The organism is Brevundimonas nasdae (genome assembly GCF_019395145.1).
Classification (GTDB): domain Bacteria; phylum Pseudomonadota; class Alphaproteobacteria; order Caulobacterales; family Caulobacteraceae; genus Brevundimonas; species Brevundimonas nasdae.
Map to the genome: position 1 here is coordinate 867,357 of NZ_CP080034.1, position 23,051 is coordinate 890,407.

Consider the following 23,051-nt stretch of genomic DNA (forward strand, 5'->3'; position numbering starts at 1 on the left):
TTGGGACGATCATCGCCAGAGGGATTGAGGGGAAGGCGCAAAATGCTGTCACGGCGTGGATTACTGGCGATGGCGGGGGCCGCGCCCCTGGTCTGGTCCTTGAGTGAAGGCGGATCGGCGTCAGCGGCTGTCGCCCCGCCTGCGGATCTGGGCGTCCAGTTGTGGATGGTGCGCCAGTCGATGGCGCAGGATTTTCCCGGCACGCTGAAGGCCCTGGCCGATCTGGGGGTCCGCAAGGTGGAGCTGGCGGGCGCGCCCGACCTGTCCGGCGCCGAACTGAGGGCGGCCTTTGATGCGGCGGGCCTGGCCTGCGTCAGCGGTCACCTGCCCATCCTGCAGATGACCGATGCGGAGCTGGACCACCGGCTGGCCTATGCGCGTGAGATCGGCATGACCACGGTGGCGGCTCCCATGCCCGGCTTCGCCGGTCTGCTGGAGGTTGCGCCTGCAGATCGTTTTGCGGCCCTGCTGGCGCATCCTCTGACGGCGGACGACTGGCGCTGGAATGCGGATCGCCTGAACCAGATCGGGGACAAGGCGCGCTCGGCCGGCGTTGCGATCGCCTACCACAACCACAATGTCGAGTTCGCCGATGTCGGCGGACAGACGGCCATGGACCTGTTGCTGGAGCGGGTCGATCCCGCGCAGGCGCATTTCCAGTTCGATGTCGGCAACGCCGTTCTGGGCGGGGCCGATCCGTTCGACCTTCTGGCCCGTCATCCGGGGCGGTTCCGCTCGGCCCACCTGAAGGATTGGCGCGCGCCGTTGCAGCCCACGACGCGGCTTGCATCGCCCGCGTCCGCCGCTTTCGGCCAAGGGGTGATCGACTGGGCGCGCTGGCGCCGCGCCTCCGCCGAGGCCGGGATCGCCATCTCCTTCATCGAGCGTGAGAACATGCCGGTTGGCGAGGAAGTCGCCGCCGCCGGTCAGGCGCTGCAATACTTCACCACACTGCAAGGAAACCGGGCATGAGGCGCAAGGGTTGGGCGGGGCGGCTGCTGACCGTCTTCGGTATCGCCATCGCCGCATTGGTTCTGTTGGTCGCCGTCTTGGTGGTCCGCACCCTGATGTTGAAACCGACCGCACTGGCGACGGATCAAGCGCCTGCTGTCGTGGCGTTCGACCTCAATCAGGCGGCGGACCGGCTGGGTCAGGCGATCCGCTTCGAAACCGTGTCGCATCAGGACAAGGCCGAGAATGACCTGAGCCAATGGTCCGCCTTCCATGACTGGATGGCCCAGACCTATCCCGCCTTCCACGCCGCCGCCAAACGCGAAACCGTCGGCGAGGGTGCCCTGATCTGGACGTGGACGGGGCGCAATCCGGCGCTTCAGCCGATCATCCTGATGGCGCACCAGGACGTGGTCCCCGCCTCGCCCGAAACCCTGAACGAATGGAAGACGCCGCCCTTCTCCGGCCTGGTGGCGGATGGCGCGGTCTGGGGGCGCGGCGCCATTGACGACAAGGGCTCGCTGATCGCCCTGCTGGAGGCGGGCGAGGCCCTGGCCAAGGCCGGCCGCCAGCCGGAACGCACCATCATCGTCGTCTCCGGCCATGACGAAGAGGTTCAGGGCAACGGCGCCAAGGCCGTCGCAGAGGTGCTGAAGGCGCGCAACATTCGCGCCTGGTTCGTGCTGGACGAAGGCTCGGCCATCATCGAAGACCACCCCGCCGTCAAAGGGCCCGCCGCCCTGATCGCCGTGGCGGAAAAGGGCTATGTCACCTTGAAGATCACGGCCAAGGGGCAGGGCGGTCACGCCTCGGCCCCGCCCAGCCAGACCGCCGTGTCGATTCTGGCCCGCGCCATCACCGCCATCGAGGGCAAGGCCTGGCCGCTGCGTTACGACGGCGCCACGCGTGAGGGGCTGCGCGAACTGGCGCCCTATGCGCCCTTCTCGACGCGGCTGTTCCTGGCCAACGACTGGCTGTTTGGCGGTCTGCTGGCCAAGCAGATGGCGGCCAACCCCGCCGCCGCCGCCGGAATGCACACCACCATCGCCCCGACCATGCTGAGCGGATCGCCCAAGGAAAATGTCCTGCCCCAGACCGCCAGCGTCTGGATCAACTACCGCATCGCGCCGGGCGCCTCGGTTCAGGATGTCGTGGACCGCGCGCGTGCGGCGACCAAGGGGCTGCCGGTCGACGTCGAGATCGAGGGGATGGGGCGTGAGCCGACGCCGGTCTCGTCGTCTCGGTCCGACGCCTATCGCTATCTGGCCAGCGCGCTGGGTGATGAGGCGCCCGCCACCCCGATCGCGCCCTCGCTGATGATCGCGGGTTCGGATTCCCGCTATCTGACGCCTGTGGCGCAGGACGTGTACCGGTTCGCGCCCAACCGTTTTCACCTGTCGGAACTGGGCATGATCCACGGCGTCAACGAACATATGACGCTGGATAATCTGGAGCGGAATATTCGCTTCTACGCCCGGCTGATGGCCGGCGAAGCCGGAACGGCCACCCATGCGAACTGATCGCCGTAATCTGCTGGGCGCGGCTCTGCTGGGGGCGGTCTGTTTCAGTGCGGGCGCGTCGCTGGCTCAGACCACGCCGCTGAAGCCGCGTGCGCCGGAGATGACCCGACCCGCCGCCTGGGACGCCGCCGAGCAGATCATGCTGTGGCCTGCCGACGCGCCGGGACGCGAAAGCTACAGGCCCCTTGCGGACTTTCCCAACTGGCCCGGCTCCTTCCTGAAGTCGACGCCGGCGCCGTCGATGCGGATCTGGCGTCCGGCCCAGCCAAACGGCCGTGCGTTGCTGGTCATTCCGGGCGGCGGCTATATGTTCGTCTCCATCGCCAATGAAGGCGTCGAGGTCGCGGAATATTTCGCCGCAAAGGGCTATCTGGTCGCGGTGCTGAATTACCGCCTGCCGGGCGAGGGATGGCCCAATCGCGCCGATGTGCCCCTGCAGGACGCCCAGCGCGCCATCCGCCTGCTGCGTCAGCGCGCGCAGACCCTATCCATCCAGCCGGATCATGTGGCGGTGGTCGGGTTCTCGGCGGGCGGGCATCTGGCGGGCAGTCTGGCGACCGGTTGGACAGAGGCCGTCTATGCGCCCGTCGACGCCGCCGACGCGCTCAACGCCCGCCCTGACGCAGTCGGCCTGATCTATCCGGTTCTGTCGCTTGAGGCGCCGCTGGTCCACACTGGCTCGCGCGGTCTGCTTCTGGGCGCCAACGCCCCCGCCGAACTGGTCAAGAAACGCTCGCCCGTTTTGCATGTCGGCGCCGAAACCCCGCCCAGCTTCCTGGTCCACGCCTGGGACGACACGACCGTATCCGCCGACAACAGCCTGGCCTGGATCGCCGCCGCCCGCGCCGCCCACCGCCCTGTCGAGGCCCACCTCTATCAAGAAGGCGGCCACGGCTTCGGCCTTGGCGTTCCGGTTTCTCCGTCAACCAGTTGGCCCGACCTGTTCGCCAACTGGCTGGACCGGGTTCTGAATTAATAGGAAATCAGTCAGGTCGATTGACGGCGATCGCTCCCTTGAAGCTCGCGCCCCACGCTTAAATCCGCGAATAGATGAACCGCGGAATGTGGAAGCTGCGCATGTTCAGGATCACGCCGGCGACCTTGCCTCCGGCGGATGTGATGCGTTCGATCAGGTTGGCGGCGACGGCGGTGCGGGTTTCCTCGGCCTCCACCACGATCACCGAGGCTTCGGCCAGGGGCGCCAGCAGAAGGGCGACGGTCGAGCGGTGCAGGGCGGGCGCGTCGATGATGATGACGGGATAAAGCGGACGCAGGCCGTCGATGAAGGTCCGCCAGCGCGCCTCAGATATATTGGAGCCCGCGCGGGCCATCGGCGTGGTGACGTGCAGATTGCTGTTCTCCACCTGCAGCACATAGGGGCTGCTGGCGATCTTGGTCAGTTGGGCGCCTGCCGAATGCAGGCCCAGGGCGATCCCGTCCGAGGCGATGGGTTCGGCGTCGATCAACAGGGTCGGCACGCCGGAGCGGAAGGCCGAGGCGATAGCCAGGTCCAGGGCGATGCTGGTCACGCCCACGCCGTCTTCGGGACCGGCGACCACCATGACGCCTGATCCGCTGGGCGTCTCACGCAGTCGGCGCAGCACCAGGGCGGCGTCGTCGCCGGTCAGGCGTTGCGGCAAGGGCCGCCAGCGCGGCATCAGCGTCTGGTTTTCGTCGTCCATCAGCGGCACGGCGGCCAGCACAGGATTGCGCAGTCGGCTCTCCACGTCGCGCGGCGTGACCATGACCGGCGAGGCGGCGGCGGAGACGATGATCACGGCCAGCGCCGCCAGAATCCCGACCAGCAGACCGGCGGCCAGGATCAGCATACGCCCGGTGCGGGCCTTGGTCGGGATCTGGGCGGCCTCGATGACGCGGACGTTGGCGTTGGCTCCGGCGATGCTGTTCTGCAGGCGGGTGTCCTCGGCGTTTCCGGCGACGCTGCGATAGGCGGTTTCGGTCAGGGTGCGCTGGCGCACCAGTTCGCGATAGCGCGGGCCGATCTCGACCAGTTGGGCCAGGCGCGTGCGTGAGTTGGACAGGGCCTGATCGACCTGAGCCTTGCCCGCGCGCAGGCCGGCCAGTTCGCCGCGCGTGGTGGCCAGCTGGGTCTCGATCTGCTGACGGACAGGATTGGGGCCGCTGCGGACCAGATCGGTCTGGGACTGAGGCGCGGCGGCGATCTGGGCCTCCAGATCGGCGATCTGACGGTTCAGCTCGACCACCAGCGGATAATCTGCGGCATAGCGGGCGGCGGCGACGCGCTGGCGCTCGCGCAGCAGCATCAGATTCTGGGTCAGGGCGGTGACCTGCTGGGACCGGGTCTGGTCCGTGTTCAGCGGAATCTCGGGATTGGCCGCGCGCAACTGGTCCGACAGGCGGTCGGCGCGGGCGGCGGCGGTGGCGATCAACTGCGACTGCGCCGCCACCTGGGCCGTCAGGGCCGTCTGCTGTTGCTGAACGGCCTGAACCTCCTGGTCGAAGTCGCCGATGGCGTAGCGGTTGGACAGGTCGGCGATCTGGCTTTCGGTCGCCGCCAGCTGATCGGCCAGTTCGCGCTGCTGGTCGGTGACGGCGGCGCTGTCGGAGCGCTGGAAGATCTCACGCCGGTTGGCGATGTAGCTGCGCACCAGGCGATTGACGAAATCGGCGGCGACCTGCGGATCGCCGTGACGCAGCCGCACCTCGATCGTGTTCGACTGCGGCACGTTCTGGATGCTGAGGTCGCGGTCCAACTGCTCCAGGGCGCGGTTCATGCCCACGGCGCCATCGCCGATCTTGGGATAGACGCGGGCCAGGCCGATGTCCGTCAGGGTCTTTTCGCGCAGCTCACGCGAGCCGAGAATCTCCATTTCCGCATGGACGATCTGGGCGCGGTCAAAGGTCGGCAGACCGCCGTTCGGATCATCGCCGACCGAGCGGCGGAACACATATTCGTCGCCCAGCAGGATCAGCAGGCGCGACTGGGCTGTATAGACCGGCTTGGCGAAGGTCGCGGCCGCCAGGGCCAGCAGCACAGGGATCAGCAGGGCGATCAGCGCCTTGCGCCAGTGGTAGAAAACCGGCGTCGCCAGATCGCGGATCGTCACCGTCAGACCCTGGTGGGAAGGACGTCGTTCACGCACATCTGTCGGGGTTTGATCGGTCAATACGCGGGCTCTGGGCGGACGGATCCCGGCGGCCGGGCCGAGGCTGTCACTCCAGCCCATCCTATATGTCTCTGAGTCGCATGATAAAGGCCAGCGCGGCATTGGCTTTCTTCGCGAAAGTACAGAAAGATGCGCTATGCGGCCGCACGCGAGTCGGTCGGAGATGGAGAGCCGATGTCCCCCTGGCGACTATGTGTGATCGCTCTGGCGTTGCTGGCCTCCGCCTGCGCCTCCACTGGCGGGCGAGACAGCGCGCAACCCTATGATTTCGCGCCCTGGGGGCAGGACGACTACCAGTACCGGCTGGGGGCGGGCGATGCGCTGCGTCTGTCGTTCATCGTCGAGGACGGGCTGGACAAGGATGTGACCCTGGGCCCGGACGGGCAGGGGGCGTTTCCGGTCGTCGGGCCCATTCCGGTCGGCGGCCTGACCGTGCGCGACGCCAGCCAGCGGCTGACCGAGGCCTATGCGCCGGTGCTGCGCAATCCCCAGGTCCAGATCAGCGTCGTCACCTATGGCGCGTCCCAGATCTATGTCGGCGGCGAGGTCAAGACGCCGGGCGTGGTGCAGATCAGGGGCGAGATGAACACCGCCCAGGCCATCCTGGCGGCGGGCGGCTTCGCCGAGACGGCGGGCACGGGCAAGGTCGTCATCCTGCGTCGCGTCGCAGACGGACGCCTGGCCTCGCGCATCGTGGACGCCGGGGCCCTGATCAACGCCGACCAGCGTCAGGACTTTCTGCTGCATCCTGGCGATCTGGTCTTCGTGCCGCGCAGCCGGATCGCCGAGGTCAATCTGTTCGTGCGCCAGTATCTGAACGGCATCCTGCCCTTCAACTTCGGCTTCAGCTACGACCTGAACCGCTTCCGATGAGCGGGCTGTCCCGGCTGGCCGGCGCGTCGCGCTATCTGACGGCCATCGTCGAGCAGGGACTGTTCTCGCTGCTGAACCTGGGCGTCGTCCTAATGCTGGGTCGGCTGATGACGCCGGAGCAGTTCGGCGCCTGCATCTTCTGGTTCGCGGTCGCCTATGTGCTGGCCAGCGTCCAGAACGCGGTCAGCGTGGCGCATCTGCAGGTCCTGCCTGCCGCAAAGGGCCATGATCCGCTGCGGGTGGAGACAGAGCGGGTGATGCTGGCCGCGACCGGCGTGTTTCTGCTGCTGGCCGCGATCGGCACGGCGCTGGGCGCCGGTTTCGCCAGTCGCGCCGGGGCGTTCGGCGTCTGGACCGCCGTCCTGTTCGTGCCCGCCTATCTGCTGCAGCAATATGTCCGCCTGACCTGTTTCAGCCGGGGCGAGGGGCTGACGGCGACGGTTCAGACCGGCGCGGTTCTGGTGGTCGCGGTGATCCTGTTGGGGGGGGGCGCCTTCGTCTTCAGGCCTTTGACCGCCGAGCATGTGCTGGGCCTGATGGGCGCAGCCTACGCCCTGGTCGGACTGGCGGGGCTGTGGCGGGCCAGCGCGGGGCTGCGGCATGGCCTGTCCGGCGCCTTGGGCGGTTATCTGGCCTATGTGCGACAGTCCGGCTGGCTGTTCCTGGGCGTGTCGAGCACGGAAATCCTGGCGCGTTTCTATGTCTTCGCCGTGGGCGCCGCCTATGGGCCGGGCGTTCTGGCGGCCTTGTCGTTCAGTCAGACCTTCCTGCGTCCCGCACCCCTGCTGGCCTCGTCATGGAGCATGGCGGCGCGCAGCGATCTGGTGGCGAAACGCGAGGCCAGGAACTGGCGCGGTTATGTCGGCCTGCTCGGCGTGTCAGCCCTGGCGGGCGTGGTGTTCTCGATCCTGTGGGCGGGCGTGATCTGGGCGGCGTGGCCGATGATCACCGCCTTCCTGTTCGATGACAAATACGCCGACGCCCGCTGGATGTTGCCGCTGTGGGGGATCAGCGCGGCCTTCGGCTTCATGCAGGTGGTGGTGTCGACGGGGCTGCAGATACTGAAGGCGTTCAAGGCTCTGGCCCTGGCCAACGCCGCCGCCTCCGCCGTCGCCGCCGTCGGCGTGCTGTGGGGCATTCATCACTTGGGGGCAGGCGGGGCGATCCTGGGCACGGCGACCGGGCAGGCGCTGGAGGCGGCGGCCATGCTGGCGGTTCTTGTCGTGCTGATCCGGCGGCTGTCGTCCGAAGCCAGGCCCCGAACCTAGGCGCGGATGAACCGACGCTCGATCTCGATGCCCAGCAGCAGAAGCACCGTGCCGAAGATCGAGTTGGCGGTGAAATAGCTGCTTTCCATGAAGTTGTGGCCGAACACCATCAAGGGAAACACGCCCAGGACCAGCGCTGCGCCGAAGGCCTGATGCTGCGGTCCGCCGACCGTCTGGCCGATCAGCGCCAGACCGCCGCCCAGCCAGCGGAAAAGGATGACGACCGACCCGACCAACCCGACCAGACCCGTCGTCACCGCCAGATCCAGAAACCCGTTGTGCGCCTCGTTGGTGAAGGCGTCAGGCTGGGCGAACCAGGCGTCGGTCTGCAGGCTGGGCTGGACGCCGGGGTCAATGTCCCAGAAGCCGCCGAAGCCCCAGCCGCGGATGGGACGCTTGACGAACTCGTCCCAGACAAACGCCCAGACGTCGGTGCGCTGGGTGAAGGTGATCCCCGCAAACGGCGCCCATGGATCAGCCGCCGTCATGTAGCAGAAGGCCAGCCAGCCGAACACGAGGCTGGCCGCAATCAGCGCGCCCAGCACCATCAGGCCGTAACGGATGATCCTTCTCTGGGCCATGATGACGACAATGACGGGTGTGGCGCTGACCAGGGCGGCGAACAGGCCAAGGCTGGTCTTCGATTGGCTGGCGACCAGAAGCACGACCGACAGGAACGTCACCGCCCACCAGAACAGCCGCGCCTTCCACGTCTCACGCGACCAGGCATAGGCGCCGCAGACGAAGCCCGACAGCAGCATCACCGCGCCCAGGGTGTTCTTGTGCGAATGGATGGCGGCCAGACCCAGGTCGGTCATCGAGATTCCGGGCATGACCGCCCATGACGCCAGATCGATAGCCACCAGAATGGCGCATCCGACAGCCAGGGCCAGATGCAGGCGGCGGCTGTCCTTCAGTCCGATCGTGATGGCGATGCAGATCAGCAGATTGACCACATAGAGGATCAGGCGCCGGGTCGAGACGGCGGGGTCCAGCGCCCATCGCGTCGTCAGGGCGAACCAGCCGAACAGGATCAGCAGGGGCAGCAGCCGCAGCGCCATCCCCGGCAGGTCCGCGCGCCTGAACCACAGGATCGGCGCCGACAGTCCCAGCAGCCCCAGCCAGATCAGCCGGTTGATCGGCGAGGTTTCGGCGCCCCCGGTCAGCGGATCCAGCGTGATGTCGTGCTGATACGGATTGGGGCCGATGCAGATATAGAGCAGCATCAGCACCAGAACGGCTCCCGCCCACAGGGCCAGGACTTGATCCGCCTGACGACCGCGCGCCTCCTGCACGGCGTCGATGCGGCCAAGCCAGTCTTCCTTGACGGAGGTTCCGGTCACGTGTTCGGGCGGTCAGGCGTCTTGAGCCGGAGGCGGAACGACAGGGCGTCGAGCAGGCCCAGCCCCAGACCATAGAAACCGCGCAGCAGATAGCGCCTCCACAACCGCTCCGGCTCGCGCGCCAGCCGGTAAAGCCAGACCAGACCGCGATCCTCCATCCACTGCGGCGCGGGGGGCGTGCGGCCGATGATGGTGCTGATCGAACTGCCGATGCACAGGCCCAGGCCCGTGGCGCGACCGTCTTCGATCAACCGCTGGCAGAATTTTTCCGACTGGGGCGGACCCATGGCGACGAAGACGAACCGGGCCGGGTGGGCGGCGACGAAGTCGATGGCGGCGGCGACGGCCTCGGGCTTGTTGATGAAGCCCATCGGCGGATTGTGGTGGGCGATGTTGGTCAGGCCGAACTGGCGGGCCAGATCGGCGATCACTTCGTCCTCGCCGCCGATGATGGTGATGGCCTCGCTCGGGGCGATAACGCGTTGAAACAGGATATCAACGATATGGGCGCCGGGTGCGAATCCCAGATCGACACCGCCGAACCGCGCGGCCTGTTTCAGGACGCGGCTGTCATTGGTGCTCAGCCAGGCGTTGGCGCTGATGCGGTTGAACTCGTCATCCTTGCGGCGCAGCCAGGCGTGCTCGGCGTTTGGCGTGATCAGAATATCAAAGGGCAGGCTGGCCGGGCGGGCGGCGACCGCAGCCACCGCCTCGTCCAGAGACAGGGCATGGAAACGCAGGCCCGCGAAATGGACCTCTGGCCAGGAGACAAGGGTGCGGCTGGTGGGAAGACTGTTCATTGATGCGACTGCTGTGCTCTACGCGCAGCATGAATGCAATTTGCTTGCCGGGATCGTGGTGACGCAGGTGGCGTGGCCTGGTTCTTGATAAGATGCCGCACATGATCGACGCCGCCTTTCCCATGCCCCACGACAAATTGACGCCGCCGCGACTGGCGGGCGGACGCGATGTGCGCGGGGGGCTGGCGCTGAAACGGGCCATGGATGTGGCGATCTCCGGCGCGCTTCTGGTCGTCCTGTCGCCCTTCCTGGCCGCGATCGGTCTGGCGGTGAAGGCGACGTCGCCGGGTCCGGCCTTCTACGGCGTGGACTGGGTGGGGCAGGGCGGACGCCGCTTCCGGGGCTACAAGTTCCGCACCATGGGCGTCGGCGCCGACCAGCAGGAAGCGGCCCTGCAGGCCCAGAACGAGATGAACGGTCCGGCCTTCAAGATGGAGAACGACCCACGCATCACGCCGTTGGGCCGGTTCCTGCGCCGCTACAGCCTGGATGAACTGCCCCAACTCTGGAGCGTGCTGAAGGGCGATCTCAGCCTGGTCGGGCCGCGTCCGCCGCGCACCCATGAGTACGCCCAGTTCACGCCATTCCAGATGGGAAAGATGGCGGTAAAGCCAGGCATCACCTGTCTGTGGCAGGTCGAGGGCCGCCACCGGATCAGCGACTTCGACGACTGGGTGCGGCTGGACGTGCGCTATATTGAGACATGGTCGTTGTGGCTGGACGTGAAGATCCTGTTCCGCACGGCAGGCGTGGTGCTGCGGGGGACGGGCGTATGAGCGTGGACATCAGCGTCGTCATCCTCAGCTATGACCGGGTGCATCTGCTGGAGCGGACGCTGCGCGGCTGCGCAACGCAGGGCGGCGACTGGGGCGGGTTCGAGATCATCGTCGTCGACAACCACCCCGACGAACTGGCGCGGTCTCTGGTCGAGGGGCTGGCGGTCGAGACGGCCGTGGCCATGACCTATCTGGCCGACCCGCGCCGCAACATCTCCATCGTCCGCAACAAGGGGATCGCAGCGGCCCAGGGGCGCTACGTCGCCTTCATCGACGATGATGAAGAGCCGCAGCAAAACTGGCTGGCCGAACTGACCGCCTGTCTGGACCGCACCGGCGCCGACGCGGCGTTCGGGCCGAAGCTGCCGGAGTTCGAGGGTGGGCGCGCGCCCGACTGGGACCCGCACGGCTGGCGCTACACGCTCGACTTCCAGATGCCGGCGGACGAGGAGATCCACATGTTCGGGCGGCTGCGCAAGCGCGGCAAGGGTCTGGGCAGCGGCAACGCCGCCTTCCGGGTCGCCACCTGCCTGTCCGGGCCTGAACCGTTCAGCGTCGCCTTCGGCAACGCCAATGGCGAGGACACCCAACTGCTGTTCCGGCTGGCGATGGCGGGCAAACGCTTTGTCTGGTGCCCCGGCGCCGTGGTGCATGAATTCATCGAACAGAGCCGCGCGCGTCCCGACTATATGGTCACGCGGATGAAGCGGGGATCGCAGCACTATGCCGTGTGCCGGATCGACACCAGCGCCAACAAACCCCTGACCACGGCCAAGGTGGCGCTGCTTGGATTGGCCCAGATGACGGTCCACGCCGGTCTCTATGTGGCCAGCGGCGAGTTTCTGGACCGCCAACACCGCTATGATCACCGCATCGGCATGGCCAAGGGGCTGGGCAAGCTGACCTGGACAGCACCGATCGGCTTCATCGAGGAGAAGGCGGCGTGAGCGGGGCGTCCCCCGACCTGACCCTGGCCATCCTGACCTATGACCGGCCCGCAGGGCTAGAGGCGACGCTGATGTCGTGTCTGGCCCAGCAGAATCGCCTGAATCTCAGCATCGAGATCGTCGTGGTCGACAATCACCCCAGCGGCAGCGGCCGGGCGGTGGTGGAGGCCATTTCGTCCCAGACCCAATGGCCCATCCGCTATGTGTCTGACCTGACGCGCAACATGGCGACCCTGCGCAACCGGGGCTTCGCCGAGGCGCGCGGGCGCTGGCTGGCGGTCATTGATGATGACGAGACGGCGGCCGACGACTGGACCGACGCCCTGGTCGGCGCCCTTCAGGCCACCGACGCCGACATCGCCGTGGGCCCGCGTTTCGCCGTGTTCGAGGCGGGCGCGCCGCCTGCCTATGATCCGCAGGGGCGCCAGTTCGTGCGCGACCTGCACCTGCCCGATCTGGCCGAGGTCGAACTGACCGGCCCAACCGGCAGGCCGCGTTATGGTCTGGGCACCGGCAACTCCATCTTCGACATGGCGCGCTGTTTCCCGAATGGAGAGGCGGCGATGCGAGAGGCGTTCGGCGATGCGGGCGGCGAGGATGCGGAACTGTTCGTGCGCCTGCACCGGCAGGGGCGACGCATCGTCTGGGCGGCGCGCGCCAGAGTGACTGAAGTCGTGTCCCGGAACAGGACAGAAATCCCTTACCGCCTGATCCGCACCCGTCGCGAAACGCAACACTATGTCTCGATCTACGTCGATGGCGCGGCCAATCCGACCCTGGCCAGGGTGGAGCTTTTCGTAAAAGGGTTAATACAGACCGTTGTCGGCGGCGTGCTGGCCTTCATCACCCTGGAGAGCCGGTCCGCCCATCGTCTGCGCTGGCGCATCCTTTTGGAACATGGACTTGGCAAGCTGACGTGGCGTCAGCCCATCGGCTACATCAACGAAGGCGCCCCGCTGTCCTGAAGGCTTGCGACGGTTTTTCGCCCCTGCCGCGTTAACGAATTCAAAGAACAATGCTCGTGCGGCACGTATCTTGGACATGAGAGAGCGCACGTTATTTCTAGGAACACCCATGCTCACCCAGGTCGATCAATCCGCTCTCGCTAAAGCGGCCCGCACGCCGTCGTTCGACGGGCTGAAGCTGTTCGGCGACGGCGCCAGCCTCGCGGACTTTTCGCGTCTGTATGATCAGGGGCATGTGACGGGTTTCACCACCAATCCGACCCTGATGTTCAAGGCCGGGATCACCGACTACGCCGATTTCGCGCGTCAGCTGATCACCCTGATCCCCGACATGCCGCTGTCGTTCGAGGTCTTCTCCGATGACTTCGCCGAGATGGAGCGTCAGGCCCGACTGATCGCCAGCTGGGGCGACAATGTCTATGTGAAGATCCCGATCACCAACACCAAGGGCCAGTCCAGCCTGCCGATGGCCAAGGCTCTGGCCGCTGACGGGGTCAAGCTGAACATCACCGCCATGCTGACGCTGGAGCAGGTCGCTGAGGCGATCGAGGTTCTGGCCGACGACACCCCCGCCATCCTGTCGGTCTTCGCAGGCCGCATCGCCGACACCGGCGTCGACCCCGTGCCGGTCATGCGGGCCGCCGTCGCCATGGCGGCGCGCAAGCCCCTGGCCGAGGTGCTGTGGGCCTCGACCCGCGAGGTGCTGAACGTCTTCCAGGCCGCCGAATGCGGCTGCCACATCATCACCGCCACGCCGGACATCCTCAAGAAGCTGGACATGGCGGGCAAGGATCTGGCCGATCTGTCGCTGGACACCGTGGCCATGTTCCGCGCCGACGCCGTCGCCGCCGGGTTCAGCCTGTAATCATGTCCGGGCGCCCCGCCATATTTCTGGACCGCGACGGCGTGCTGAACGACGTCGTCTGGCGGGACGGCAAGCCTGCCTCGCCGCGAACCGTGGACGAACTGCGGATCGCGGACGGAGCGGCGGAGGCGGTGCGCGCCATGCGGGCGGCGGGTTATCTGACCTTCGTCGTCACCAACCAGCCCGACGTACGGCGCGGCAAGATGACGGCCCAGGCGCTGGACGCCATCCACGCCGCCCTGATCCAGACGGTTCCGGTGGACGAGGTGCGGGCCTGCCTGCACGACAACATCGACGCCTGCGACTGCCGCAAGCCCAAGGCCGGAATGCTGCTGGATCTGGCGGCGCGCTGGAACATCGACCTGTCCGCCAGCTGGATGGTCGGCGACATGGACCGCGATGTTCAGTGCGGTAAGGCGGCAGGCGCCCATACGGTTCTTCTGGGCCGTGACTACAACAGCGGGAGCGGCGCGGACGTCGTGGTTCCCGATCTCCGTCAGGCCGCGGCCTGGATTCTTCACACTTCGCTGGCGGCCTTGACGCCAGAACTTCAGGACTAAACAGCTCATGTTCGCTGATCATTTCTTCGCCGCCGCTGAAAAGGCGATGGCCGCCATCGACCGCAACGCCGTTGAGGCCATGGCCCAGCGCCTGGCCGAGGTGCGCGAGCGCGGCGGGCGCCTGTTCCTGATCGGCGTCGGCGGCAGCGCCGGCCACGCCAGCCACGCCACCAACGACTTCCGCAAGATCTGCGGCTTCGAGGCCTATTGCCCGACCGACAACGTCTCTGAGCTGACGGCCCGCATCAATGACGAGGGCTGGGAAGGCACCTTCTCGACCTGGCTGGAGACCAGCCGCCTGAAGCCTGAAGACGGCCTGCTGATCTTCTCGGTCGGCGGCGGCAGCATCGAACCGCCCGTCAGCGCCAACATCGTGCGCGCCATTCAGCTGGCCAAGTCGCGCGGCGCGACCGTGACTGGCATCGTCGGCCGCAACGGCGGCTATACGGCCCAGGCGGCGGACGCCTGCGTCGTCGTGCCGACCGTCGATCCCGAACTGATCACGCCGCTGGTCGAAGGTCTGGCCGCCGTGGTCTGGCACCTGCTGGTGTCCCACCCCGCTCTGGCCCTGCACAAGGGGCACTGGGAGCAGATCGCGCCCGTCGCCGCTCCCGCCGCCTGAGGCCCGCGTCATGATCACGACCCGTACGCCGCTGCGCGTCACCCTGGGGGGCGGCGGCACGGACCTGGAAAGCTATTACCGCCACGACGGCGGCTTCATCTTCGCGATGGCGCTGGACAAATACATCCGCGTCGTCGCCCACCGTCCGGCTTTCGACGACCGGGTCGTGGTCTATGGGCCCCAGCCGGAGGTGTCGCACCGCGCCACCGAGGTGCAGCACGAACTGGTGCGCGCCGCCCTGATGGCGCACGGCTTTGATGACCGGGTCGAGACGGCGTCTCTGGCCGATATCGCGGGCGGCACGGGGCTGGGCTCCTCGTCCAGCTTTCTGGTCGGCTTCCTGAACGCCCTGCACGGGCTGAAGGGGCGCAAACCTTCGCCTCAGGCCCTGGCCGAGGAAGCCTGCGATCTTGAGATCCGCGTCCTGAACAAGGGCATCGGCAAGCAGGATCAGTATATGGCGGCCTTCGGCGGCCTGACCACGCTGGACATCGCGCCGGACGGTCAGGTGGTGGTCAAGCGCGTCGATCTGGATGCGGCGGTCGAGGCCGAGTTCATTGAACACACCCACATCTATTACACCGGCCTGCGCCGCGACGCCGCCGTGGTCCTGGCCGACCAGCACACGGCCATGCTGTCAGAGGCCGCGCCCCGCCGCGAGACGGTCAGCGACAGCCTGGGCTTCATCAAGGACCTGGGCTACCGCATCCGCGACGCCTGGACGGCGGGCGATCTGGACGGCTGGGGGCGGATGCTGGACGAGCACTGGACCCAGAAAAAGAAGCTGTCGGGCAAGATCAGCTGGTCCGCCGTCGACGACCTCTATGACCATGTGAAGCGCGACATGGGCGTGACCGGCGGCAAGGTGATCGGGGCGGGCGGCGGCGGTTTCCTGATGCTGTTCCAGCCCGGCGACGGCGCCGAGCTTGAGGCCTATATGGCCGCCCAGAACATGCCGCGCCTGCGCTACGGCATCGACCGCACCGGCTCCAGCCAGATGGCGGAAGCGCCGCGATGATGGTGCGGGCGGGGCAGACGCCGAACTGGGGCGTGCGCGCGCGTGCGCCCCTGCGGCTGGGTCTGGCAGGGGGCGGCACGGACCTGTCGCCCTATTGCGACCAGTTCGGCGGCGCCGTGCTGAACGCCACCATCGACCGTTTCGCCTTCGCCCATATCGACATCAATGCCGATGGACGCTTGGCCTTCCGCGCCCGCGATATCGGCGTCGAAGAGGTGATGGACCCTGTGCTGCCCGTGCCCGATCACGGCGAACTGGCCTTGCACCGTGCCGTCTATCGCCATGTGTCCCAGACCTGGCTGGGCGGCCAGACCCCGGCCCTGACCGTCTCCACCACCTCGGATGCGCCTGCGGGGTCGGGCCTGGGCTCCTCGTCGGCGCTCGTCGTCGCCCTGGTCGAGGCGTTCCGCGTCGCACTGGACCTGCCGCTTGGACCCTATGACGTGGCGCGGCTGGCCTATCAGATCGAACGCATCGACCTAGGCCTGTCGGGCGGGCGTCAGGACCAGTATGCGGCCGCTTTCGGCGGTGTGAACTATATCGAGTTTCTGGCTGACGACCGCGTGGTGGTGAACCCGCTGCGGGTCCGCCGCGCCTATCTGGCCGAGCTGGAATCCTCGCTGGTGATCTGCTTCACCGGCCAGTCGCGCCAGTCCGAAACCATCATCAACGAACAGGTGAAGGGGCTGACCGATCTGGACCCTTCGGTGCTCGATGGCATGCACCGGCTGAAGCAGGATGCGACGGCGATGAAGGATGCGGTGCTGGAGGGCGACATGCGCCGCATCGCCCGCGTCCTGATGCGATCCTGGGAAGCCAAGAAGATGACGGCGACGGGCATCGCCACGCCTCTGGTGGATCAGTTGTTCGATCTGGCGATGCGTGAAGGCGCCTGGGGTGGCAAGGTGTCGGGCGCGGGCGGCGGGGGCTTCCTGATGTTCTGCACCGATCCCGAAAACCGCTATCGCTTGACCTCGGCCCTGAACGAGGCGGGCGGCGTCGCCAGCGCGGTCAAATTCACCCTCGAAGGCGCCGAAGCCTGGAGCGTGCCGCGATGAATGCGGGGCAGGCGGTCTTTCTGGTCGGCGGGCGCGGCTCGCGCTTGGGTGATCTGACGACGGACACGCCCAAGCCGCTTCTGCCGGTCGCGGGCAGGCCCTTCATCGAACACCTGCTGGACAAGGCCGTGCGTGACGGCTTCACTGATCTGGTCCTTCTGGCCGGTTACCGCCATGAGGCGGTTCAGGCCTATGCGGGAAACTGGAAGGGCGCGCCGCTGCGCATCTCGGTTGAGCCCCAGCCGCTGGACACCGCAGGCGCTATCGCCCACGCCCGCGACTTGCTGGATGAGCAGTTTCTGGTTGTCAACGGCGACACCTGGTTCGATTTCGACTGGTCCGCGCTGAAACTGGGGGCAGGGGACCTCGGCGCCATCGCCGCCCGCAGCGTCAGCCCCGCAGATCGTTATGAGACTCTGGATGTTCGCGCCGGACGGGTGCTGCAGATCATCCCGCGCAAGTCTGCCAAAGTCGGCGTCATCAACGGGGGCGTCTATCGCCTGAAGCGCGACGCCTTCTCAGAAATCCGCGGCGCCCGCTCGCTCGAACGCGACCTGCTGCCCCAACTGTGCCGGACGGGACACCTGTCAGCGACTGTCTTCGATGGTCGATTCGTCGACATCGGCGTGCCCGAGAGCCTGTCGGCGGCCGAGAACATCGTGGGCTGAGTTACGGACGCTTCCGTGACAGGCGTCGAGTCTGACGGCTTCCCCTTGAAGGGATGCTTTGTGCCGCTAAGTGCCTGATCCCATTGGAAAGACGATGGTGGGTGATCACAGGTTCGAACTGTGGACCCGCTGATTAAGAGACGCTGTAAGTACATTGAAATGAAAGAAGAAAGCCTCCAAACAGGATCAAGCTGATACGAGCAAATTCAATGGGTTACAGCGGGTTTTCCAAATGGAATTCGCGTTGCTGCCGGTTTGATAACTCATTGAAACCATTCAGTTTGGTCATGCTCATTCGCAGCCGACGCCGTCACCATCTCGATCTAAGTGCCGTCCATAACCGGGATCGCCCCTACGCACGGGAGCCGCACCTGCCGCACGGGCCGCAGTGCAGTTCGCAAACGCGCCGCTAGACGGGGGAGACGACCTCAAGCCCCGTGGACGAGAGGGCGACGAAGAGCCTCCGCCCGCACGATGGCAGTGGTAACCGCCTCGCTTGCGATCGTTGTGGCACCCCTCTGCGTTCAGTCCGCCGGAATGCGCAGCTACAGCTATCGGTACCGCCGAGGCCGCAATGATGACGAACGCAATAATGAACTTCATGTCGGTGCCCCGTGCCAGGGCTTCATAGCTCGCAACTTTTGCGCGCGTCCAGCTCGCGTGGTTCGGTCACCGGCTAGGAAAAGCTTCGTCGAGACTATCGATTGCCATTTGAAGCGAAGCTTTAAGGCGCATCAGCGCCACGGCAGGTAGGAGCTGATCTCGTCGCGAAGCTCGTAGCACCGCTGATAAAACGGCGTCTGAGTGCTGGATCAGGCGCACCAGATTTTCGCCGCTGGGCCCGTTACGGCCATCAAACCAGTTTCGCACAGCACGTTCATTTGCATTGGTGATGAGGCCGACCGCCTTGCGCGCAGAGGGACTCTCGCCCCATTCCTCGCGAAGTGCTCCAGCAATCATCTGCGGGAAGGCCTGCATCGACGCCTCCTGATGGAGAAGTTTTCCGATTTTGGGCTGAAGTTTTCAGACCATCTTTTGAAACGACATCCGGTCGGACTGCCGCTACGGCTCGATTCTCACCGCCATTCGGACGGGTGTAACTGGCGTGCATTATGGACCCAATGGGCGTTCAGCACGAGATGGGGGCCGCGAAATCAGTGCGGGCGGCTCAGTACGTCCGTATGTCGACGGAGCACCAAAAGTACTCAACCGAAAACCAGTCTGAGGCGATCGCGGCCTACGCGGCTCGACGTGGGTTTGATGTCGTTCGGACCTACACAGACGCGGGAAAGAGCGGACTGAGGCTTGATGGGCGAGCGGCTTTACAGGAGCTGATCGCCGACGTTCGCAACGGCGCTCCGGGATTTGAGGCTATCCTCGTTTATGATGTGAGCCGTTGGGGTCGTTTCCAGGATGCTGACGAGAGCGCTTATTACGAGTTCATCTGCCGTGAGGCTGGGCTGTCGGTGCATTACTGTGCTGAGCAGTTTGAGAACGACGGGAGCCTAAGCGCGACAATCATAAAGAGCATGAAGCGCGCGATGGCGGGGGAGTATAGTCGCGAGCTCTCGGCCAAGGTCTTTGCTGGTCAGTGTCGCCTCATCACGCTGGGTTTTCGGCAAGGTGGCGCGGCTGGATATGGTCTGCGTCGGCAACTGGTTGATGAGCATTTGTCGCCGAAAGGTCTGCTTGAGCGAGGCGAGCAAAAGAGCATTCAAACCGATCGTGTGGTGCTCACCCCCGGGCCGCCCGAGGAAGTCGAAGTCGTTCGACGTCTCTATCGGATGTTCGTCGTTCAGCGTCGCTCAGAAAGCGAAATTGCTACGGTGCTGAACGGGGAGGGCCGGCTTACGGATTTGGGACGTCCCTGGACCCGCGGCACGGTCCACCAGGTTCTTACGAACGAAAAGTACATCGGCAACAATGTGTACAATCGCTCTTCCTTCAAGTTGAAGGCAAAGCGCGTGGTGAACGATCCAGACAACTGGGTGCGTCGCGACGGTGCGTTCGAAGGGATCGTTGAACCGGACTTTTTCGAGGCTGCACAGCGCATCATCCAGGCCAGGTGCGTGCGATACAGTGACGAAGAGCTGCTGGCTCGGTTGTCTGACCTGCTGGCGAAAAAGGGATGGCTATCGGGGCTCGTGATCGACGAAGTCGATGACATGCCGTCAAGCTCGGCATTTCGCCACCGGTTCGGGAGCCTCGTTCGTGCTTACCAACTGATCGGCTATTCGCCAGCTCGCGACTATCGCTACATCGAAATCAATCAGGCTCTCCGGGCGATACATCCGGATGTCGTCGCCCAGGTCGTTGGTGGAATCGAGCGGGGCGGAGCGGTTGTTTCAGAAGACCCGTGCAACGGACTGCTGACCATCAATGACGAGTTCACTGCATCGGTCGTGATCGTACGCTGCCTAGAAACGCCGGCGGGCGGATTGCGGTGGAAAATTCGGCTAGATCAGGGTCTGCGCCCCGACATCACCATCGCAGTGCGGATGGAGGTCGGGAACGCTGAAATCCGCGACTACTACCTGCTCCCCTGGTTCGAGTGTGGCGCGGATCCAAGCATGAGGTTGGCGCCCGACAATGGCGTGCTGCTGGACTCGTTTCGCTTCGACACACTCGACGCGTTCTTCGATCTCACGCAGCGGGTGGAGGTCCATGCAGCATGACCGACGTCGCTGAAATTCGTCTCATCCCGGTCAATGACATCACGGTGCTGAACCCTCGCGCTCGAAACAAGAGAGTGTTTCAAGAGCTGGTGACCAGCATCGAGCATCTCGGGCTGAAAAAGCCGATCACCGTCAGTCAGCGGCCCGGTCGATCGCGATACGATCTGGTCTGCGGTCAAGGGCGGCTAGAGGCGTTCATCGCGCTTGGGCAAGAGCAGATCCCGGCGGTGTTGATCGATGCCGCCGAGGAAGACTGTTTTGTGATGAGCTTGGTCGAAAACCTCGCTCGTCGACAGCACACACCGCTCGAGCTGGTTCGAGCCATCGGATCGCTTCGAGAGCGTGGGTACAGCCATAGCGAAATCGCTGCGAAGGTTGACTACAGTACGGAATATGTTGGGGCGATCTGCCATCTTTTGGAGAACGGCGAAGAAAAACTGATCTCAGCGGTCGAGCGCGGCGTGATCCCTCACACTGTCGCTATGGAGATCGCGCATTCCAAGGAAGGGGAGGTGCAGCGTGCTCTGGCTCAGGCCTTCGAAGAAAAGGCCATTCCGGGCAATCAGGTTTTGGCCATTCGCCACATTATCGAGCAACGCAGCACAAGCGGCAAAGGGATCCACAATCGCAATCGTGGCGTCCGCAATCAAAAACCGATCACGGCCGACACGCTTGTTCGGTCGCTACAACGCGAGACGGAACGTCGCGAGACCTTTGTCAGACGGGCCTCTCTGACGCGCACGCGTCTCGTTTTTGTCGTCAACGCACTGAAGCATCTGCTTGCCGATGATCATTTCGCTGCGCTTATGCGCGCTGAAGGGATCACCAATCTTCCGTCCGCGCTCGCGGCGCGCGTCGGTTTGGAGCATCCGTGATGGCCTCCGTCAAAATCGCCTTCCAGCAACGCGTTCGATCTATCTCTTTCGACCGCATTCTGCCCTCCAAGATGCTGTCGGCGGCGGTCACCGAAAGCGCAAAGTACAAGCGCATCGCCGCATCGATCTTAGAAGTGGGTTTGGTCGAGCCGCTGATCCTCGCCCAAGCCCGGTCAGGCGATGCCTTCACTCTTCTCGACGGCCACGTGCGATTGGCCGTGTTGAAGGAGCAGGGCGCAGTGGAAGCGCGATGCATCGTCGCTAAGGACGATGAGGCCTTTACCTACAACAAGCGCGTCAATCGGCTTCAACCGATTCAAGAGCACTACATGATTGTTCGCGCCATTGAGCGAGGGGTATCGGTCCGGCAAGCTGATTGCCCTTGAGGGCGGTCGATACGCTCTCATCTCTGGCGGGCAGGGCGGAGAGGGACACGTCAGTTCGGGCTCGCTCTCCATCCACTATTTGCAGCGTACCGGAGACAGTTTCACGCGCATCGGCAGCTGGCCTGGATTTCTCGTTTCGGGGACGTGGGGAGCCCCGCCAGAATGGAAGATCCGGACTGACCTTACCCCGTCACCGACACTGGTCGCAGAGGCAGGCGGGACCTGGCAGGGCTACACCTGCACCTGGGCACACGTCATCGAACTCACCCCAGACAAGCCCATCGTTCGGATCGATCAGATCCCGACTTCCTACAGCGACGGCGGGGCGCGCGAAGAGGGGGACACCAAGAGCATGGAGGGGGTCTTGATCCCCGGTCAGAAGGGCAAGTCGATGCGGGTTCGCTACACGGGCGACGTGGATGCGACGGTCGTCTACGCCAAGGTTGGAGAGAGCTATGACCCGGTCAATCTTCCTCGTTGTGATAGACCGAGCGAAGGCCGCGATAATGTCGACCGAAAAAGCGCTTCCGCTTCTGGATGACAGGACGATCGTCTGGCCGAAGTCTGGTTCGGGCGCTGGCGCAGAGTTGGCAGCGCAGATCGCCCCCTACGTCCAAACTCACATTGTCGAATACGAGATCGCTCACGACGAAGACGCGTTCATCAGGGCGATTAAGGACGCTATCCGCGAACATCGGATCATCCGAACGTCGATCACGCCCGACAACCTTCGCCAGGTGTTCGACCGTTGGGTCGATTTGATCGGCAATGAACTCGGCGTAGCAAACCCAAGCGACCTAGCCGTCCTGTTTTTCGCCGACATCATGCACGACGGCGATCGGGAGGCGATGAACAACCTACCGGCGCGCCTTTTGATGACGGCGTCGGGTCCAACCTTCTTGCTGAATGGCCAGACCTACGAGCTGGCTAGCAAGCGGGGCTACAATAACTTCTGGGCAATCTATCACCGTCCGCCGGAACAGAAGCACCGTCACTACCTTCTCGAACGCCGCGACAGCCTGCTTCCTGTCGATGAGCAGAAGTTCAAGGGGGCTTATTATACCCCACTTCACATCGTCGATAAGGCTTATGACCAGATCCTGGCGACCTTGGGACCAAACTGGCAGGACCGCTATTTGGTGTGGGACATGTGCGCTGGCGTCGGCAACCTCGAAGCCAAGCACAGCAACCTCCGCAACGTGTTCATGTCGACGCTCGACCAAGCCGATGTGACGATCATGAAATCTAACCCTGCTTTCGCTGGCGCTGAGATATTCCAGTACGACTATCTCAACGACGACGTCACCGATTGCAACGAAGCTGAGATCGCTACGATCACGGGCCATAGCCTGCGAGACGTCGGTGCGATCCTCGATGGCCACTATCTCAAGCGCGATCATTCGCTCGCTGTGTCTGCGATCAAGAAGCTCGAAGCGAGAGCTGGCTTTCCAACTTTTTTCCCAACTAAGGCTGAGCGCACATAGTCGCTTCCCAATGGTGGGGGATTTTCTCTAGCAAAAACAAGGGGGACGATGGTGGGTGATGTAGGGTTCGAACCTACGACCCGCTGATTAAGAGTCAGCTGCTCTACCGACTGAGCTAATCACCCACACCGATCGTCATGTCTTCGGCGGCGGTTGTCCGTGCCGAAGGGCGCTCCTACTACCCAGTCGTTTCGGGGTTGGCAAGCGCTTTCGCAAACTTTCTTCGACAGTTTATGCTGATAGCGGAA

The 23,051-nt window shown here is 64.9% G+C and carries 24 protein-coding genes and 1 tRNA gene; 19 read left to right on the forward strand and 6 right to left on the reverse strand.

What is annotated here, in order from left to right:
• Positions 1-42 precede the first annotated feature (42 nt).
• The 3 genes from KWG56_RS04240 to KWG56_RS04250 are packed head-to-tail and all read left to right on the forward strand — an operon-like array spanning position 43 to position 3,447.
• Positions 43-972 (forward strand): sugar phosphate isomerase/epimerase family protein, encoded by a 930-nt coding sequence (locus tag KWG56_RS04240; protein WP_219353851.1) that lies wholly within the window; start codon positions 43-45, stop codon positions 970-972.
• Entirely contained in the window at positions 969-2,471 is a 1,503-nt protein-coding gene (locus tag KWG56_RS04245) for a M20 family peptidase (RefSeq protein WP_219353852.1), read from the forward strand. Before KWG56_RS04240 ends, KWG56_RS04245 begins: the two co-directional genes overlap by 4 nt.
• Positions 2,461-3,447, forward strand: coding sequence for an alpha/beta hydrolase (locus KWG56_RS04250; protein ID WP_219353853.1), 987 nt, complete (start codon positions 2,461-2,463; stop codon positions 3,445-3,447). The genes KWG56_RS04245 and KWG56_RS04250 overlap by 11 nt, the downstream gene beginning before the upstream one ends.
• A 58-nt stretch (positions 3,448-3,505) precedes the next feature.
• Here the strand turns inward: KWG56_RS04250 and KWG56_RS04255 are convergent, their stop codons facing one another.
• Positions 3,506-5,620: a GumC family protein gene (locus KWG56_RS04255; RefSeq protein ID WP_201096396.1), complete on the reverse strand. Its 2,115-nt coding sequence runs from the start codon at positions 5,618-5,620 to the stop codon at positions 3,506-3,508.
• Positions 5,621-5,794: 174 nt separating this feature from the next.
• Between KWG56_RS04255 and KWG56_RS04260 the strand changes: the two genes are divergently transcribed.
• Together KWG56_RS04260 and KWG56_RS04265 are read left to right on the forward strand one after the other, a co-directional pair.
• Entirely contained in the window at positions 5,795-6,493 is a 699-nt protein-coding gene (locus KWG56_RS04260) for a polysaccharide biosynthesis/export family protein (RefSeq protein WP_219353854.1), read from the forward strand.
• Positions 6,490-7,761, forward strand: a complete 1,272-nt coding sequence (locus KWG56_RS04265) for an MATE family efflux transporter (RefSeq protein WP_219353855.1) — start codon at positions 6,490-6,492, stop codon at positions 7,759-7,761. The genes KWG56_RS04260 and KWG56_RS04265 overlap by 4 nt, the downstream gene beginning before the upstream one ends.
• Here the strand turns inward: KWG56_RS04265 and KWG56_RS04270 are convergent.
• Positions 7,758-9,104 carry an O-antigen ligase family protein gene (locus KWG56_RS04270; protein WP_219353856.1) on the reverse strand — a complete coding sequence of 449 codons (1,347 nt, stop codon included), beginning with the start codon at positions 9,102-9,104 and terminating at the stop codon, positions 7,758-7,760. The genes KWG56_RS04265 and KWG56_RS04270 overlap by 4 nt on opposite strands.
• A complete protein-coding gene (locus KWG56_RS04275) occupies positions 9,101-9,904 on the reverse strand; it encodes a WecB/TagA/CpsF family glycosyltransferase (protein ID WP_219353857.1) in 804 nt (267 codons plus the stop codon). Before KWG56_RS04275 ends, KWG56_RS04270 begins: the two co-directional genes overlap by 4 nt.
• 101 nt (positions 9,905-10,005) lie before the next feature.
• Here KWG56_RS04275 and KWG56_RS04280 point away from each other — a divergent pair, with 101 nt between their 5' ends.
• The 9 genes from KWG56_RS04280 to KWG56_RS04320 all read left to right on the forward strand — a co-directional run bounded on the left by KWG56_RS04280 (position 10,006) and on the right by KWG56_RS04320 (position 17,383).
• Positions 10,006-10,680, forward strand: coding sequence for a sugar transferase (locus KWG56_RS04280; RefSeq protein WP_244999629.1), 675 nt, complete (start codon positions 10,006-10,008; stop codon positions 10,678-10,680).
• A complete protein-coding gene (locus KWG56_RS04285) occupies positions 10,677-11,627 on the forward strand; it encodes a glycosyltransferase family 2 protein (protein WP_219353858.1) in 951 nt (316 codons plus the stop codon). Before KWG56_RS04280 ends, KWG56_RS04285 begins: the two co-directional genes overlap by 4 nt.
• Positions 11,624-12,592: a glycosyltransferase family 2 protein gene (locus tag KWG56_RS04290; protein ID WP_219353859.1), complete on the forward strand. Its 969-nt coding sequence runs from the start codon at positions 11,624-11,626 to the stop codon at positions 12,590-12,592. The genes KWG56_RS04285 and KWG56_RS04290 overlap by 4 nt, the downstream gene beginning before the upstream one ends.
• Positions 12,593-12,701: 109 nt before the next feature.
• Positions 12,702-13,457, forward strand: coding sequence for a transaldolase (locus tag KWG56_RS04295; protein ID WP_219353860.1), 756 nt, complete (start codon positions 12,702-12,704; stop codon positions 13,455-13,457).
• A 2-nt stretch (positions 13,458-13,459) separates the two neighbouring features.
• Positions 13,460-14,017 (forward strand): D-glycero-alpha-D-manno-heptose-1,7-bisphosphate 7-phosphatase, encoded by a 558-nt coding sequence (locus KWG56_RS04300; protein ID WP_219353861.1) that lies wholly within the window; start codon positions 13,460-13,462, stop codon positions 14,015-14,017.
• Between the two features lie 7 nt (positions 14,018-14,024).
• Positions 14,025-14,639 carry an SIS domain-containing protein gene (locus KWG56_RS04305; RefSeq protein WP_219353862.1) on the forward strand — a complete coding sequence of 205 codons (615 nt, stop codon included), beginning with the start codon at positions 14,025-14,027 and terminating at the stop codon, positions 14,637-14,639.
• A 10-nt stretch (positions 14,640-14,649) separates the two neighbouring features.
• Entirely contained in the window at positions 14,650-15,657 is a 1,008-nt protein-coding gene (locus tag KWG56_RS04310; protein WP_219353863.1) for a GHMP family kinase ATP-binding protein, read from the forward strand.
• A complete protein-coding gene (locus KWG56_RS04315; protein WP_219353864.1) occupies positions 15,654-16,715 on the forward strand; it encodes a GHMP family kinase ATP-binding protein in 1,062 nt (353 codons plus the stop codon). Before KWG56_RS04310 ends, KWG56_RS04315 begins: the two co-directional genes overlap by 4 nt.
• The gene (locus KWG56_RS04320; RefSeq protein WP_219353865.1) at positions 16,712-17,383 is read left to right on the forward strand and encodes a sugar phosphate nucleotidyltransferase; all 672 of its coding nucleotides are present in this window, start codon (positions 16,712-16,714) and stop codon (positions 17,381-17,383) included. Before KWG56_RS04315 ends, KWG56_RS04320 begins: the two co-directional genes overlap by 4 nt.
• A gap of 291 nt (positions 17,384-17,674) precedes the next feature.
• Here KWG56_RS04320 and KWG56_RS19020 read toward each other — a convergent pair whose 3' ends face one another.
• Both KWG56_RS19020 and KWG56_RS04330 read right to left on the reverse strand, forming a co-directional pair.
• Positions 17,675-17,986 (reverse strand): excalibur calcium-binding domain-containing protein, encoded by a 312-nt coding sequence (locus KWG56_RS19020; protein ID WP_165116450.1) that lies wholly within the window; start codon positions 17,984-17,986, stop codon positions 17,675-17,677.
• Positions 17,987-18,052: 66 nt separating this feature from the next.
• The gene (locus KWG56_RS04330) at positions 18,053-18,361 is read right to left on the reverse strand and encodes a hypothetical protein (RefSeq protein WP_165113659.1); all 309 of its coding nucleotides are present in this window, start codon (positions 18,359-18,361) and stop codon (positions 18,053-18,055) included.
• 143 nt (positions 18,362-18,504) lie between these two features.
• Here KWG56_RS04330 and KWG56_RS04335 point away from each other — a divergent pair, with 143 nt between their 5' ends.
• The 5 genes from KWG56_RS04335 to KWG56_RS04355 are packed head-to-tail and all read left to right on the forward strand — an operon-like array spanning position 18,505 to position 22,803.
• Positions 18,505-20,058 carry a recombinase family protein gene (locus tag KWG56_RS04335; RefSeq protein WP_244999630.1) on the forward strand — a complete coding sequence of 518 codons (1,554 nt, stop codon included), beginning with the start codon at positions 18,505-18,507 and terminating at the stop codon, positions 20,056-20,058.
• On the forward strand, positions 20,055-20,933 hold the full coding sequence (locus tag KWG56_RS04340; protein ID WP_165116454.1) for a plasmid partitioning protein RepB C-terminal domain-containing protein: 879 nt from the start codon (positions 20,055-20,057) through the stop codon (positions 20,931-20,933). Before KWG56_RS04335 ends, KWG56_RS04340 begins: the two co-directional genes overlap by 4 nt.
• Positions 20,933-21,319: a ParB N-terminal domain-containing protein gene (locus tag KWG56_RS04345; protein WP_244999631.1), complete on the forward strand. Its 387-nt coding sequence runs from the start codon at positions 20,933-20,935 to the stop codon at positions 21,317-21,319. The genes KWG56_RS04340 and KWG56_RS04345 overlap by 1 nt, the downstream gene beginning before the upstream one ends.
• A complete protein-coding gene (locus KWG56_RS04350) occupies positions 21,267-21,860 on the forward strand; it encodes a hypothetical protein (protein WP_219373680.1) in 594 nt (197 codons plus the stop codon). Before KWG56_RS04345 ends, KWG56_RS04350 begins: the two co-directional genes overlap by 53 nt.
• A complete protein-coding gene (locus KWG56_RS04355) occupies positions 21,826-22,803 on the forward strand; it encodes a hypothetical protein (RefSeq protein WP_219353867.1) in 978 nt (325 codons plus the stop codon). The genes KWG56_RS04350 and KWG56_RS04355 overlap by 35 nt, the downstream gene beginning before the upstream one ends.
• 49 nt (positions 22,804-22,852) lie before the next feature.
• Here the strand turns inward: KWG56_RS04355 and KWG56_RS04360 are convergent.
• Positions 22,853-22,928 (reverse strand) — tRNA-Lys (locus KWG56_RS04360).
• Positions 22,929-23,051 lie beyond the last annotated feature (123 nt).

Bases quoted from the DNA above. Each gene is read 5' to 3' on its own strand.
- KWG56_RS04355 (WP_219353867.1), top strand. From the start codon at position 21,826: ATGTCGACCGAAAAAGCGCTTCCGCTTCTGGATGACAGGACGATCGTC.
- KWG56_RS04320 (WP_219353865.1), top strand. From the start codon at position 16,712: ATGAATGCGGGGCAGGCGGTCTTTCTGGTCGGCGGGCGCGGCTCGCGC.
- KWG56_RS04280 (WP_244999629.1), top strand. From the start codon at position 10,006: ATGATCGACGCCGCCTTTCCCATGCCCCACGACAAATTGACGCCGCCG.
- KWG56_RS04345 (WP_244999631.1), top strand. From the start codon at position 20,933: ATGGCCTCCGTCAAAATCGCCTTCCAGCAACGCGTTCGATCTATCTCT.
- KWG56_RS04330 (WP_165113659.1), bottom strand. From the start codon at position 18,361: ATGCAGGCCTTCCCGCAGATGATTGCTGGAGCACTTCGCGAGGAATGG.
- KWG56_RS04285 (WP_219353858.1), top strand. From the start codon at position 10,677: ATGAGCGTGGACATCAGCGTCGTCATCCTCAGCTATGACCGGGTGCAT.
- KWG56_RS04250 (WP_219353853.1), top strand. From the start codon at position 2,461: ATGCGAACTGATCGCCGTAATCTGCTGGGCGCGGCTCTGCTGGGGGCG.
- KWG56_RS04265 (WP_219353855.1), top strand. From the start codon at position 6,490: ATGAGCGGGCTGTCCCGGCTGGCCGGCGCGTCGCGCTATCTGACGGCC.
- KWG56_RS04335 (WP_244999630.1), top strand. From the start codon at position 18,505: ATGGGCGTTCAGCACGAGATGGGGGCCGCGAAATCAGTGCGGGCGGCT.
- KWG56_RS04305 (WP_219353862.1), top strand. From the start codon at position 14,025: ATGTTCGCTGATCATTTCTTCGCCGCCGCTGAAAAGGCGATGGCCGCC.
- KWG56_RS04310 (WP_219353863.1), top strand. From the start codon at position 14,650: ATGATCACGACCCGTACGCCGCTGCGCGTCACCCTGGGGGGCGGCGGC.
- KWG56_RS04300 (WP_219353861.1), top strand. From the start codon at position 13,460: ATGTCCGGGCGCCCCGCCATATTTCTGGACCGCGACGGCGTGCTGAAC.
- KWG56_RS04315 (WP_219353864.1), top strand. From the start codon at position 15,654: ATGATGGTGCGGGCGGGGCAGACGCCGAACTGGGGCGTGCGCGCGCGT.
- KWG56_RS04275 (WP_219353857.1), bottom strand. From the start codon at position 9,904: ATGAACAGTCTTCCCACCAGCCGCACCCTTGTCTCCTGGCCAGAGGTC.
- KWG56_RS04340 (WP_165116454.1), top strand. From the start codon at position 20,055: ATGACCGACGTCGCTGAAATTCGTCTCATCCCGGTCAATGACATCACG.
- KWG56_RS04240 (WP_219353851.1), top strand. From the start codon at position 43: ATGCTGTCACGGCGTGGATTACTGGCGATGGCGGGGGCCGCGCCCCTG.
- KWG56_RS19020 (WP_165116450.1), bottom strand. From the start codon at position 17,986: ATGAAGTTCATTATTGCGTTCGTCATCATTGCGGCCTCGGCGGTACCG.
- KWG56_RS04295 (WP_219353860.1), top strand. From the start codon at position 12,702: ATGCTCACCCAGGTCGATCAATCCGCTCTCGCTAAAGCGGCCCGCACG.
- KWG56_RS04245 (WP_219353852.1), top strand. From the start codon at position 969: ATGAGGCGCAAGGGTTGGGCGGGGCGGCTGCTGACCGTCTTCGGTATC.
- KWG56_RS04260 (WP_219353854.1), top strand. From the start codon at position 5,795: ATGTCCCCCTGGCGACTATGTGTGATCGCTCTGGCGTTGCTGGCCTCC.